Origin of the sequence: Ornithinibacillus bavariensis, from assembly GCF_018333235.1 — a bacterium.
Lineage (GTDB): Bacteria > Bacillota > Bacilli > Bacillales > Amphibacillaceae > Ornithinibacillus > Ornithinibacillus bavariensis.
In genome coordinates, this window is record NZ_BORP01000001.1 from 1,006,687 (window position 1) to 1,020,851 (window position 14,165).

13 protein-coding genes are annotated in these 14,165 nt (G+C 37.4%); all 13 read right to left on the minus strand.

Going from position 1 to position 14,165, the window contains the following annotated elements:
- Window positions 1–888 carry an RNase adapter RapZ gene (rapZ, locus tag KI338_RS05075; RefSeq protein WP_212919861.1) on the minus strand — a complete coding sequence of 296 codons (888 nt, stop codon included), beginning with the start codon at window positions 886–888 and terminating at the stop codon, window positions 1–3.
- Between the two features lie 369 nt (window positions 889–1,257).
- Entirely contained in the window at window positions 1,258–2,208 is a 951-nt protein-coding gene (gene trxB, locus KI338_RS05080; protein ID WP_212919862.1) for a thioredoxin-disulfide reductase, read from the minus strand.
- Between the two features lie 82 nt (window positions 2,209–2,290).
- Window positions 2,291–3,292, minus strand: a complete 1,002-nt coding sequence (locus tag KI338_RS05085) for a tetratricopeptide repeat protein (protein WP_212919863.1) — start codon at window positions 3,290–3,292, stop codon at window positions 2,291–2,293.
- A 205-nt stretch (window positions 3,293–3,497) separates the two neighbouring features.
- On the minus strand, window positions 3,498–5,159 hold the full coding sequence (locus tag KI338_RS05090; RefSeq protein ID WP_212919864.1) for a glycerol-3-phosphate dehydrogenase/oxidase: 1,662 nt from the start codon (window positions 5,157–5,159) through the stop codon (window positions 3,498–3,500).
- A 230-nt stretch (window positions 5,160–5,389) separates the two neighbouring features.
- Window positions 5,390–5,899 carry an acyltransferase gene (locus tag KI338_RS05095; protein WP_212919865.1) on the minus strand — a complete coding sequence of 170 codons (510 nt, stop codon included), beginning with the start codon at window positions 5,897–5,899 and terminating at the stop codon, window positions 5,390–5,392.
- Window positions 5,900–5,902: 3 nt separating this feature from the next.
- The gene (gene ppaX, locus KI338_RS05100) at window positions 5,903–6,538 is read right to left on the minus strand and encodes a pyrophosphatase PpaX (RefSeq protein WP_212919866.1); all 636 of its coding nucleotides are present in this window, start codon (window positions 6,536–6,538) and stop codon (window positions 5,903–5,905) included.
- Complete coding sequence (locus tag KI338_RS05105; protein WP_212919867.1) at window positions 6,513–7,472, minus strand: nucleoside recognition domain-containing protein; 960 nt, start codon at window positions 7,470–7,472, stop codon at window positions 6,513–6,515. Before KI338_RS05105 ends, ppaX begins: the two co-directional genes overlap by 26 nt.
- Before the next feature lie 23 nt (window positions 7,473–7,495).
- Entirely contained in the window at window positions 7,496–8,362 is an 867-nt protein-coding gene (lgt, locus tag KI338_RS05110) for a prolipoprotein diacylglyceryl transferase (RefSeq protein ID WP_212919868.1), read from the minus strand.
- A gap of 12 nt (window positions 8,363–8,374) precedes the next feature.
- On the minus strand, window positions 8,375–9,313 hold the full coding sequence (gene hprK / locus KI338_RS05115) for an HPr(Ser) kinase/phosphatase (RefSeq protein ID WP_212919869.1): 939 nt from the start codon (window positions 9,311–9,313) through the stop codon (window positions 8,375–8,377).
- Between the two features lie 156 nt (window positions 9,314–9,469).
- Window positions 9,470–9,838: a phage holin family protein gene (locus KI338_RS05120; RefSeq protein WP_212919870.1), complete on the minus strand. Its 369-nt coding sequence runs from the start codon at window positions 9,836–9,838 to the stop codon at window positions 9,470–9,472.
- A 292-nt stretch (window positions 9,839–10,130) separates the two neighbouring features.
- Entirely contained in the window at window positions 10,131–10,799 is a 669-nt protein-coding gene (gene bshB2 / locus KI338_RS05125) for a bacillithiol biosynthesis deacetylase BshB2 (protein ID WP_212919871.1), read from the minus strand.
- Between the two features lie 20 nt (window positions 10,800–10,819).
- Window positions 10,820–11,173 carry a YojF family protein gene (locus tag KI338_RS05130; RefSeq protein WP_212919872.1) on the minus strand — a complete coding sequence of 118 codons (354 nt, stop codon included), beginning with the start codon at window positions 11,171–11,173 and terminating at the stop codon, window positions 10,820–10,822.
- 114 nt (window positions 11,174–11,287) lie between these two features.
- Entirely contained in the window at window positions 11,288–14,164 is a 2,877-nt protein-coding gene (gene uvrA / locus KI338_RS05135) for an excinuclease ABC subunit UvrA (RefSeq protein WP_212919873.1), read from the minus strand.
- Window position 14,165: the final 1 nt, after the last annotated feature.

The following is a 14,165-nucleotide window of genomic DNA, read 5'->3' on the forward strand; positions in this document are numbered from 1 at the left end:
TTAATGGCCCTTTCTCTTATCAATGTCACGGTGACTAACGTGTGTAATATAATTCGCTTCAGCAAGCTTTTTAGCAAAATATTCCGCTAAAGCTACTGAACGATGCTGCCCTCCAGTACAACCGATAGCAACAACTAGCTGTGATTTTCCTTCTTTTTTATATTGTGGAAGCATGAACTGTAACAAATCAAGAACCTTCTCTTGGAACTTTTGTGTTTCAGACCATTTAAACACATAAGAAGAGACATCCTGATTAAGCCCTGTCAATGGTTGCAACTGTGTTACATAATGTGGATTAGGTAAAAACCGCACATCAAATACTAAATCAGCATCAATCGGTATTCCATATTTAAATCCAAAAGAAATCATATTAACGGAGAAAATCTCCTGTTTTTCCTCAGAATAATACTTGAGAATTTTCTCTCGAAGCTCACGTGGCTTTAAATTACTTGTATCAATAACTCGATGTGCACGGCCACGCATTTCATCTAACAATTTCCGTTCCTGCTTAATTCCTTTTAAAGGTAGGTCACCAACAGCTAATGGATGTGATCGTCTAGTTTCTTTATATCGGTTTACGAGCTTCTCATCATTTGCATCAAGAAATAAGATATGCTCCTCCAACCATTCTTCATCGCCTACTATATCAAGCGCTTCAAATAATGAATCAAAGAATTCACGTCCCCTTAGATCCATCACAAGCGCTACCTTGTGGATACTATTGGTAGAATCTCGCATCAGCTCAAGAAGCTTAGGTAATAAAGCAGGTGGTAAGTTATCCACACAGTAATAGCCTAAATCCTCAAAACTTTGAATTGCAACTGTCTTACCAGCACCAGACATACCAGTAATAATTACCATTTTTGTCTCTTGTTCAATATTTCCCATCTCCATCACCTCTTCATGGTTACCTATAATTATGCTAGATACGTGATATTCACCTACGAAAGGTGTACCATATTTAGATTGTGTCATTTATCCAAAATACTATATCTATTATACATGTAATTAATTTATTGCTACAAGGAAATGACTATACTTTCCTTTATTATAGAATTATGTAAAGCACATTGGATTCATGTAGATAATTTTCCTTTGCCAGCAACTTATTTTATAGAAGCAAAAAAATACGCAGATGCAATTACATCTGCGCCAATAACTAATCTATCTATTAAAAAGGGGGTCAATTAGTTATTTTTATTGTACTTCATTAATATTTCGTACGTGTTACAGCTACGTTAAGATGCCTTTACTTTACTATTTTACTGCTTTTAGCTTATCATTTAGCTCTTCGATATAAGCAATAGCAGCTTCTGCAGCAATGGATCCATCACCTGTTGCAGTGACAATTTGTCTCAACTTTTTATCACGAATATCTCCCGCAGCAAAAATACCAGGAATACTAGTTTCCATATTTTCGTTTGTAATAATATATCCTTCTTTGTTCGTAATTCCAAGTGACTGGAAAGGCTCACTCAAAGGTACCATTCCAATGTATACAAAGACACCATCAGCTTGCTTTTCATATTCTTCACCAGTCTTAACATCCTTTAATGTTACGCTGGACACCTTACCCTCTGGACCATTTATTCTTTCCACGGTTGTATTCCAAATGAAGTCCACTTTTTCATTATCAAATGCACGTTGCTGAAGAATTTTTTGAGCACGAAGTTCATCACGTCGATGTATAATCGTAACCTTACGAGCAAACTTTGTTAAATAAACACCTTCTTCAACAGCGGAATCTCCACCACCAACAACAATCAATTCCTTCTCTTTAAAGAATGCTCCATCACATACGGCACAATAAGATACTCCACGTCCACCTAATTCCTCTTCACCAGAAATTCCTAATTTCTTGTATTGTGCACCAGTGGTTATAATAAGGGTTTTTGTCTTATAGACCTTACTACCTGCATTTACAATTTTATAGTCTCCATAATCCTCAACACTCTTGATGTCACCATAGGCATACTGTGCACCAAACTTTTTCGCATGTTCAAACATTTTATTGGATAAATCAGGACCTAAAATATTATCAAATCCCGGATAGTTTTCTACATCTTCTGTATTAGCCATTTGTCCACCCGGAATACCGCGTTCAATCATTAATGTATCTAGATTTGCTCGTGATGCATAAACAGCAGCAGTCATACCTGCAGGACCTGCACCAGCGATAATCACATCATAAATTTTTTCTTCGGACATGTTAACGCTCCTCTCCAAAACAATAAATACTTCCTATGTTTAGCGTATCGGATTTCCTATTTTACGTCTAACTTTCTGCTCATTAATGCCAGGGGCCTTCTTCCTCGGATAGCTTAGGATGTCGACGGCAGCCCTCTTCCCATAATGCAAGTGCCTTCGCTGGTTCACCCAATCGATAAGCAGTCATGCTATACCAGCGATAATAAGAAATATGACTTTTTACAACCCCTTTATCAAGCATTCGAAATCGAATATTTGCTTCCTTTAGAAAGCCTGTCCTAGCTAATGTAGTTGCTATTCTAAGCTTTTGCTGTTCGTGAATTGGATATATGTTTAGTAATGCTCGAATATGCCTTTGATATTCCTCATATTCCTGTATCTCAAAGTAAAATAGTGCGAGATTCGTATGACTATAAAGGTTATTAGGATCTTCCTCGAGCAACTCCAACTCTTTCTGAATGGCTTCTTCCCGTTTCCCAGTAAAGAATAAGGCATGTGTATACTCATGATGGGCTGTTTTATAATCTGGAAATAGAAGAATCATCTCTTCAAGTAGTACTAGTGCCTGATTCCATTCATTATTTTCTAAATGGTGGAATACAGTTTCCTGATAAACAAGAAGCTCATCCTCTTCATCAAGCTCCCAATCTTCCTCGTCATAATCATCTATTTCTATTAAATCCAATAATGTTTTTGCATCTTCGCTAAAATCACCATCTGGTTCTTTATCTAAATATGAAATAGCAAATTTCCTTGCATCATTTAGTAAACCTAAATGTGCATAATTGTTTGCTAGTAAATAGTAACAATCCACATATTGATCTCCTGTCGACTGAAGGACATTAGTCAATAGTTGATTTGCTTTATGATAAGCACCTGTTTCGGTGTAAATAATGGACATTTGACATTGATATAGAGGATTATTCGGCTCTGTATCGACTGCTTTTTTTAGCCACTTTAATGCAGTATCAAATCTTCTTTTACGAAATGATTCAACACCCTTCGCAAAATAAAAATCACCTGTTGGGATAAAAGGGATAACATTATTAGTTTTTACTATCTTTTCATTTTTTTCTAGTTGCATGCTAATCCCCCTATTTTTTCACATATCGACAAAAGTATACCATATTTAATGGGGGAATTATATACTTATTCATTAGAAAAGCGAAAGGAGCCTAGTACGAAGGCATCTTTGAAATTTATATTTTGTACTACTTAACAAGGGTCTGACCCCAAAAACAAAGCAAATAATGCTGTTTTCAAGGACAAACCCTTCGTAAATAAATAGCCTATTTAGTTGGTGTAACTGCCTCATTCAACAGTAAATCAAGCTCATTACGATATTCTTCTTCCTGATTTTCATCCCATGCAAACTTCTTCTTCATATACGCAATAACAGGATTCTTATGCGTCTTCACCCAAGCAATATCGAAGAATAAAGCCCCAGTTCTGCGGATAAAGAAGTCCACAGGCTTATATACAAGCTCATGTTCTATTCCATAACATAGCTGGGCAAATACGATTGGATCGATGCTTTCCGCTTCCGCTTCTTGCTTTCTTTCTGCATATATTTGATAAACCTTATCAACATTTGCTCCATACTTTTGGACAAGCTTTACGGCATTTTCTTCACTTATCCCTATTTCTTTCCCATAATCCGTTTTTTCTTGTTTAAATTTTACGAATCCCTGAGTTCCTCCTACCTCACCACCAGAGATAGGTAAATTAACAGTTTCAGAAGGAGAATATAGAATTCCTTCTTCGCTCTTTAATTGATTAACCACTGTGTCGACTGCTTGTTCTGCCATTTTACGGTAACCAGTAAGCTTTCCACCAGCCATCGATATGAGTCCAGAATTGGATATAAATATTTCATCCTTCCGTGATATTTCACCAGGCTTTTTCCCTTCCTCAGCTATTAATGGCCGTAGTCCTGCCCAGCTAGACTCCACATCATCAGCCGTAATATTCAAGGAAGGAAACATATAGTTTATCGAACCTATAATATAATCCCGATCTTCAATTGTCATCGTTGGATGAGCGATGTCTCCTTTATAGCTCGTGTCCGTTGTACCTACATAAGTTTTTTGATCACGTGGTATAGCAAAAACCATTCTCCCATCAGGGGTATCAAAGTATATTGCCTGTTCTAATGGAAATCTCTCCTTATCAAATACAAGATGAACACCCTTAGTCAAATAAAGATGCTTTCCTTGTTTAGAGCCGTCTATTTCACGAAGGTCATCCACCCAAGGACCACATGCATTAACTATTTTTTTTGCATAAATTTCATGCTTCTCGCCATTTGTTTGGTCCTCTACGACAACTCCAATTACTTTTTTATCCTCGCTATAGATAAATGATATTACCTTCATATAATTAAGAGCATGTGCACCTTTTTCAACCGCTTTTTTAATAACTTCAATCGTTAGCCTAGCATCATCTGTCTTATATTCCACATAATACCCTGCACCCTTTAGCCCTTCCTTTTTTATAAGTGGCTCCATTTTTAATGCTTTCTCAGGTGATAGCATTTTCCTTCGCTCCTGACGTTTTACACCTGCCAAGAAATCATATACTCTTAATCCTATATTTGTGGTGAATGGTCCAAATGTGCCGCCTTTATGAAATGGTAAAAGCATCCATTCCGGTGTTGTTACATGAGGCCCATTCTCATACACAATAGCCCGTTCCTTTCCTACTTCTGCAACGACTTTCACTTCAAACTGTTTTAAGTATCGAAGTCCACCATGAACTAACTTTGTTGAACGGCTAGATGTACCAGCAGCAAAATCCTGCATTTCGACAACAGCTGTTTTTAAGCCTCTCGTTACAGCATCTAGTGCAATCCCAGATCCTGTGATCCCCCCACCAATCACTAATAAATCCAGTTTCTCCCTTTTCATTGCATCAAGAATGGTATTTCTTTCATAACTAGAAAATGTCACCATGCCTTAGTCCCCCTAAATAGTGGTTTATTATTAATATTATTTACTCTTTCATTTATTTTAGAATTAATTTCTAGGGGAAAAGTAATTGTATTAGTAAAAATACCTAAATAAAAAAACCACAATCAAACTAATGACTTCATTAGTTTGATTGCGGTTCTCCATTTCTCCGTCCGAAATTATTCTATTAAGCTAATCATACCATAATTATTCTATTTTACAAGAATTTTTACTTAAATCTCCTTGCGTTTTTCCATCTCTTCCTTTGTATAGATAATCTTCATCGGATTACCTCCAACAAAGGAACCTGCTGGTACATCTTTATGAACTAATGTTCCTGCAGATACAATAGCCCCATCACCAATTGTAACACCGGGTAGGATCGTACTATTTGCACCAATCATTACTTCATTCCCAATTACAACTTCTCCTAGACGATATTCCTTAATCAAATACTCATGTGCAAGTATTGTCGTGTTATAACCGATTACCGAATTATTTCCTACAATAATTTTTTCAGGAAACATAATATCTGGCATTACCATTAGCGCAAAAGCAGTTTTCTTGCCCACCTTCATACGAAGAAAAACTCGATATAACCAATTCTTCACACTTAAAAAAGGTGTATATCTTGCAATTTGAATGATGATAAAATTTTTAACAACTTTAAAGAATGATACCGTCTTATAGATTTGCCATAGGGAATTAGCATCTGTTACCGGATGGCGCTCTGTTCTTCGCATGTCCTACACTCCAATGATTTCTAATAAATCAAACATGTCATATAGCATATAAGTTGGTTCGTATCCTTGCAAGAATTCTTCTCCCTTAAGAGACCATGCAACTGCAGCAGTTTTGACACCGGCATTATGGCCAGCCTTAATATCGTGCCAATTATCACCAACCATGAGGGTAGTTTCGGGATCAGCATGAAGCACTTTCATGGCATTTAAAACGGATTCTGGGTGTGGTTTAGCATTCGACACATCATCCAGACCTACAATGGTATCAAAATATGCTTCGATTCCTGTTACCTTTAAGCCTCTTATCGCCGTATCTCGCATTTTTGTGGTGACTATACCTAATGAAATGCCCCTATTTTTCAAGGCTTTAAGTGTCTCTTTCACATTTGGAAAAGCCTTCACATAGTCATCATGATGCACTAAATTATGTTCCCGATAAGTGGTTATCATAGCCTCCGATTGGGCTAAATCAATATTTTGAAAGGTTTCCACTAATGGTGGTCCATTAAATGCTAGAATTTCATCATGTGTAAATTGATAACCAAATTTTTGAAAAGTGTGGTAAAAGGATAAATTAATCAATTCATTAGTGTCAATTAATGTTCCATCTAAATCAAATAGTATTGTACGAATGCTCATTGGTGTGTCCCTTTCTTTTTCGTTCTGCTAGTCTTCTCCAAATAAAAGCAATGATGATAGTTAACACGATTGCCGTTATTAAACGAATTAGTAGTAATGGCCAGACAGGAATTCCAAGTGGCAGGAAGATTAATGTATCCTCAACAACCGCATGACAGGCTACAAGGAATATCAATGCTAACGTCATATCACGCTTGGAAACATTATCTTCTTTTACAGCTTGAATCATCAGTCCTGCTCCGTATGCAAGTCCAATCGTTAAACCAGCTACCAGCGTCATCGAAGTGTTTTTTTCCATTCCTAATACTTTGGTAAATGGTGCGAAACCATTAGATAGCTTCGTTAACCATCCTTTTTCTCGTAAAATTTGCATAATAATCATTAATGGAATAACAATAACTGCTAGTTGAATAACAGCAATAATTGCTGTTTGCAGTCCCGCTACAATAATCTCTTTCCAACTGGTTAAAGCCTCTGCTTCATGAGAGATCAGCCCATAATTGGCTAGTTCCTCTCCACCAGTCCACACGAAATTGATGATCGTTGCAGCTACTAGTGCTAGCCCAACACGAACTCCAACAATAATCCACCATTTTATGCCTACCTTCGATGCTACTGCGGATTCAATAAAAAGATTATGAGAAAACGATAGCATAATCGCCATAATAAAAACTTCTTTAATGGTAAAATCAAAAGAAATAATTGCTCCAATTCCCGCATATAGATTAAGCGCATTTCCTAAAACAATTGGAACCGCAGCTTCACCTGATAATCCAATTAACTCCATTAGCGGACTAATTTTATCGATAATCCAAGGTAATACTGGTGTATATTGTAGTATGGTGACAATTAATGATATAGGAAAAATAACTTTTCCTAATGTCCATGTTGTTTGTAGGCCTTGCTTCAGCCCTCTCTTCAGAATTCCAGACATCCAGTACTTCCTCTCTATCGTTGCTATTTTTTCTTTTTCGTATTCTTTTTCTTATTTATCGGTCCTATTTTATCAACATCTTCGTAGCGCTTTGAAACAGTCTTCCAGCGGTATAAAATCAAACCCACCGCAACGACGATCAATAAAATAGAAATAAATTGAGCTGTACGTAGATTGCCAACGATATATAGACTATCTGTCCGCATTCCTTCAATAAAGAATCGGCCAACAGAATAGGTTGCTATATATGTTAAAAATACTACACCACGAATTGGATTTCTACGTCTTAACCATAAGAGTAGAATTAAAACGAGTACATTCCATAATGATTCATATAAAAAGGTTGGGAAGTAATAAATTCCCTGAATACACATTTGATCCATGATAAAATCTGGAAGCAAGTTGTAGTGCATATCAATGACACTCTGATTCATGATTGGACCACCATGTGCCTCTTGATTCATAAAGTTTCCCCAACGACCGATCGCTTGTCCAAGGATTAAACTTGGTGCTAATACGTCAGCTAACTTCCAAAATGAAATTTTTTTAACTCGAGTAAACACTATTGCTGTTAGCATTGCTCCAATTAATGCTCCATGAATAGCAATGCCACCTTCACGGATTGCGAAGATATCCCACCATGGACCACCTGCATAGCGCTCCCATTCAAATATAACGTAGTAGAGACGGGCACATATAATTGAGATCGGTATTGCATATACTACTAAATCAATTACCAAATCTTTTTTCATTCCTACACGATCTGCTTCACGCATTCCGATCAGCAGAGCCAAAAAAGCGCCTGTCGCAATAATGACACCATACCAATAAATCGGTAAAGAGCCAATTTGCAAAAACACGCGGTCTAATGCTGGTGCATCACAGCTCATATACTTCCACCCCTATTCCATCTCATCATTTTCTAGTTTTATCATATCTGTTAAACGCTCCGAAAACTCCTCTGCCGCATTTACTCCCATCCGCTTCAAACGAAAGTTCATCGCTGCAACTTCAATAATTACCGCCAAATTTCGGCCAGGGCGAACTGGAATAGTAGCTTTAGGAACATCTACATCCATAATCTTCATTTTGTCTTCATCTAAGCCTAAACGATCATATTGCTTAAGGGGATCCCATATCTCTAAATCGATAATAAGGGAAATTTTCTTGTTGCTACGAACTGCACCTGCACCAAATAAAGTCATTACATTAATAATTCCTAAACCACGGATTTCTAATAAATGCTCAATTAATGGTGGAGAATTTCCAATAAGGGTGTCATAATCCTCTTGGCGAATTTCCACACTATCATCTGCTACTAAACGATGTCCTCTTTTAACGAGCTCAAGTGCTGTTTCACTTTTACCAACACCACTTTGACCAGTAATGAGGACACCAACCCCATAAACATCCACAAGTACCCCATGAATTGCTGTAAAAGGGGCAAATTTTACCTCTAAGTAATTCGTTAGTCTGCTGATAACCCTAGTTGTCTTTCGAGGAGAATGTAAAATAGGTACGCCTGAATTATTGGCAGCATCGATAATAATCTGTGGAACTGCCATTCCCCTAGTTATAACGATTCCAGGTGTAACATCAGTACAGAGCTTTGTAATTCGATCTAGCTGATCTTCTGGACTTAAATCAAGGAAATATGTCATTTCCGTTCTTCCAATTAGTTGAAGTCTTTCCTTTGGATAATATTTAAAGTAACCTGTCATTTCAATTCCTGGACGGGAGATATCACTAGTTGTAATTTCCCTATGAATACCTTCTTCTCCAGCAACGAGTTCCAAATTAAAATTCTCGAGTAAATCCTTCGTACGAACAATGGTAGTCATTAATTTCCCTCCATTACGAGCCCTAACTGTTACCCATTGTAGCATATTTTTCTAGCAGGTAGGAATAAAGATGTATTAAGAGAAGAACGCGTATTTGGGTTAGGAAATTACGATTACTTGGATTTCTGAAAGTAAAATATTCTAGTGAATATCAGTTCAAGCCTTTTTTGAGGATAATGGATCTTTTACTAATTTGGTTAATATTAGGTTTAAGATGGATAGGATTACTGCTGCAAGTAACGCCGTTCCAAATCCCTCTATGACAAACGAATCCCCAATAACAGCCTGCGTAATCATTAACGTTACTGCATTAATGACAAATAAGAATAGGCCCAAAGTAAAAATAGTTAGTGGCAATGTCAAAATTATTAGGATAGGCTTAACGATAATATTTAGCACAGACAAAATGAGAGCTGCCAATAAAGCTGTACCAAAACCTTCTAACCGAAATGAGTCAAACAATTCCGCTACAATAACTAAAGCAACCGCATTTAAAACTAAAGATAATATCCAACGCATAAACATCAACCATCCCTTCTATCCTACTATATTATTCGACGTATCAACTTTCTTTTCCTTCTTTATACAAATTGGGTACCTTAAGGAAAGCCAGCGTATTTTATATTTATCTTTTTGGAATGAGGAGTATTTTCCCGCAGTTCAGAATTACTCTTTCTATGATTGGGATACTCCCGTAACACTTTTTTATACACAACCAGGATATCCTAGTTCGTAAATTTATAAAACAAAACCCAAACGATAGAAACGATGTTTACTAACGTTTGGGATTGGAATTTACAATTGCTAAGTTAAAAAATTATTCATACTTCCAAATATAAAATTGCTCAACACCTAAGCGTTTTTTAGCCTGTTCCTTTAAGTCATCTGAAATACCTTCACTTTGATTCCAGCTTCGGATGACTCCATTTGCTTGTGATTTGTGACATAAAATTGCTTCCATTTTTGTATCGAAGTTTTCACGAACATCATTAATGATATCAGGTTTTCCAAGGTCCTCGATATACGTGTTCGTAATAGCCTGTGCCCAAACAACTGGACGACTTTCTGGATCCATTAAGCGTACAGCTTCGACTGTTGCAGCACCTAACGCATTATGGTCTGGGTGAACTGCATGCTCCGGATAGTGAGTAATTACTAGGCTAGGATTAATTTCCTCTAGGATTCCCTTCAAATGCTGTGCGACTTCATTTCGATTCTCATATTCTAAAGTTTTGTCACGGTAGCCTAAAAGTCGTAATTCCATATCTAACGTCCTGCAGGCAGCCATCAGTTCTTTTTTGCGAATCGCTGGTAAAGTTTCACGATTTGCAAAGGTGGGATTTCCCATATTCCTCCCCATTTCACCTAATGTCCCACAAAGATAGGTCACTGGTACTCCTTGCTCTCGAAATTTTGCAATGGTTCCTGCAGCACCAAATGACTCATCATCAGGATGCGGATATATGACAACAACATGCTTTTCCATAATTTTCACCTTCCTTACTATTAGTAACTAAATGGCGTTTCACTAATTTGTAGTGCTACCATTAATCTTCCTTCACGGTCATGACCTGCCATTAAGAGCTTTTCTCCTTCGAAAATTTCCCAATCGGTAAGTCCCTCCGCATAAATCCAGCCAATATCCATTTTTAACCCAGCTCGATAGGATTTTCCATCACCAACAATTTTAGCTTGGTTAAAACGTACCTTCGCATTCCGGATATAAACACCAACATTATATGCTTTCTCATTTACATGACTTGCATATGCACCATTTGTCGTTTCCAAATGAACATAAACATCTTTATTGATAAAGCCTTCTAGCTTTTCTTGTACTTTTTCTAGTTCTATTGGTTTCATTGCGTAAACCTCCTTACATTCTATTTTTAGATTACCGAAACGGAAAAGCTTCGTCAAAAGTTTGAACTTCAAGACCAAATAAAAATAGGCAGCAATTTACTTGCCGCCTATCCTTTAGCTCGACTTAATTTTTTCCTTTTTCTTAAGTTCTTCTGTTTGACGTTTAGCATCCCGCTCTAAAATAGGTTTTAAATAGTGACCAGTATAAGAAAGCTCCTCTTTAACTATTTTCTCCGGAGTTCCAGTAGCAATAATCTGTCCACCTCTTGCTCCACCTTCTGGACCTAAATCAATAATATAGTCCGCTGTCTTAATTACATCTAGATTATGCTCAATAATCAAGACAGAGTCACCATTTTCCACTAAACGATGTAAAACCTTAAGGAGACGACTTACATCATCCACATGAAGTCCTGTAGTCGGTTCATCTAAAATATAAAGAGTTTTCCCATTGGAGCGACGATGTAGCTCACTAGCAAGCTTGACACGTTGTGCTTCCCCACCAGATAGGGTGGTTGCTGGTTGTCCAAGCCTAATATATCCCAAACCAACATCTACAATCGTTTGTAGCTTTCGTTTGATTTTTGGAAGGTTTGCAAAAAATTCTACCGCTTCCTCTATTGTCATTTCCAATACATCGGATATACTCTTCCCTTTATATTTTACTTCCAATGTTTCACGGTTATAACGTTGTCCATGACAAACCTCGCAAGGTACATAAACATCTGGCAGGAAGTGCATCTCAATTTTTATGATTCCATCACCTTTACAAGCTTCACAGCGGCCACCTTTGACATTGAAGCTAAAACGACCCTTCTTATAGCCTCTTACCTTTGCTTCATTTGTTGATGCAAAGACGTCGCGAATGTCATCAAATACACCGGTATAGGTAGCTGGATTTGAACGTGGAGTACGTCCAATTGGTGATTGATCGATATTAATAACCTTCTCCAAATATTCTAGACCTTTTATTTCCTTATGTTGTCCTGGCAAATGCTTACTACGGTTGAGCTCACGTGACAATGTCTTATAGACAATTTCATTAACAAGTGAGCTTTTTCCAGAACCAGAAACTCCTGTCACAACAGTAAATAGACCAATTGGAATTTTTGCGGAAACATTTTTCAAATTGTTTTCCGATGCGCCAATTACCTCAATATATCGTTTATCCGGTTTTCTCCTTTTGGCTGGTAATGGAATAAACTTTTGTCCAGATAGATATTGTCCTGTAAGGGAAGCCTTATTCTTCATTACTTCCTCTGGTGTTCCACTGGCAATTATTTGCCCACCGTGCTCACCAGCACCTGGTCCAATATCAATTAACCAATCTGCAGCCATCATGGTATCTTCATCATGCTCAACGACGATTAACGAATTATCCAAATCTCGCATTTCCTTTAATGTATGGATTAAGCGATCATTATCCCGTTGGTGTAAACCGATAGAAGGTTCATCAAGAACATAAAGTACCCCTGTTAAAGATGAACCGATCTGGGTTGCTAAACGAATGCGCTGTGCCTCTCCACCTGATAAGGAACCAGCTGCCCTTGATAATGTTAAGTAATCTAGACCAACATTGTTTAGGAATTCTAAGCGATTATTAATCTCCTTCAATAAAAGCCTTGCTATCTGTTTTTCCTTCTCGGTTAGGTCCAAGCTATGGAAAAAGTTCATGGCTTCGGTAATTGAAAACTCTGTTACATTACTAATATGAAGTCCATTGATTAATACTGCTAGTGCTTCTTCCTTCAAGCGATTTCCTTTACACGTTGGACAGTCTTTCTGCATCATATATTTTTCTAGACTTTCCCGAACATAATCTGATGAAGATTCCTTGTAACGGCGTGCAATATTATTTAGTACACCCTCAAACTCTATCATGCTATTTCGGACATTGCCAAATTCACTTTCATAATAAAAATGAATTTTTTCCTTACCACTTCCATATAAAATCTTATCCATTTGCTCTTTCGGAATATCCTTCACTGGGATATCCATGTCAATTTTATAATGATCGCATACACTTTTTAATAGCTGTGGATAATACTGTGAACTTATTGGTTCCCAAGCAGCAATAGCATGCTCATTTAAGGTCTTCGTCCAATCTGGAATAACAAGATCTAAATCGACAACTAAATTTGTACCTAAACCATCGCAACTAGGACAAGCGCCAAATGGACTATTGAAGGAGAATAATCTTGGCTCCAGATCACCAATGGAGAATCCACAAATAGGACAAGCGTGATTTTCACTAAAGACCAGTTCCTCTTCCCCCATTACGTCAACGATTATTTTTCCTTCACCAATATTCAATGCGGTTTCAATCGAATCACTTAATCTTGCCTCAATGTCAGGTTTTACTACCACACGGTCAATAACTACTTCAATGGAGTGTTTTTTATTTTTATCAAGCTTAATTTCTTCTGTAACCTCTCGCATTTCTTTATCCACGCGAATTCGGACATAGCCTTCCTTCTTAAGTTTCTCTATTACTTTCACATGCTCCCCCTTACGTCCAGAGATTACTGGTGCTAGGATTTGCATTTTTGTCCTTTCAGGGTATTCCGTAATTCGGTCTACCATCTGTTGAACTGTCTGGGAAGAGATTTCAATACCATGCTTTGGGCAGGTTGGGTGACCAATTCTTGAATATAGTAATCTAAGATAATCATAAATTTCCGTAACGGTACCAACTGTGGAGCGGGGATTTCTGCTAGTTGTTTTCTGATCAATGGCAATGGCCGGTGATAGCCCTTCTATCGTATCGACATCTGGTTTATCCATTTGCCCCAAGAACTGGCGGGCATATGCAGATAAGGACTCGACATAACGCCTTTGTCCCTCGGCATAGATTGTATCGAAAGCTAATGATGATTTTCCCGATCCAGACAAACCAGTTATAACTACTAGTTTATTCTTTGGAATGGATACATTAATATTCTTTAAATTATGTGCTCTTGCACCTTTTACAGTAATCATTTTCTCAGCCATA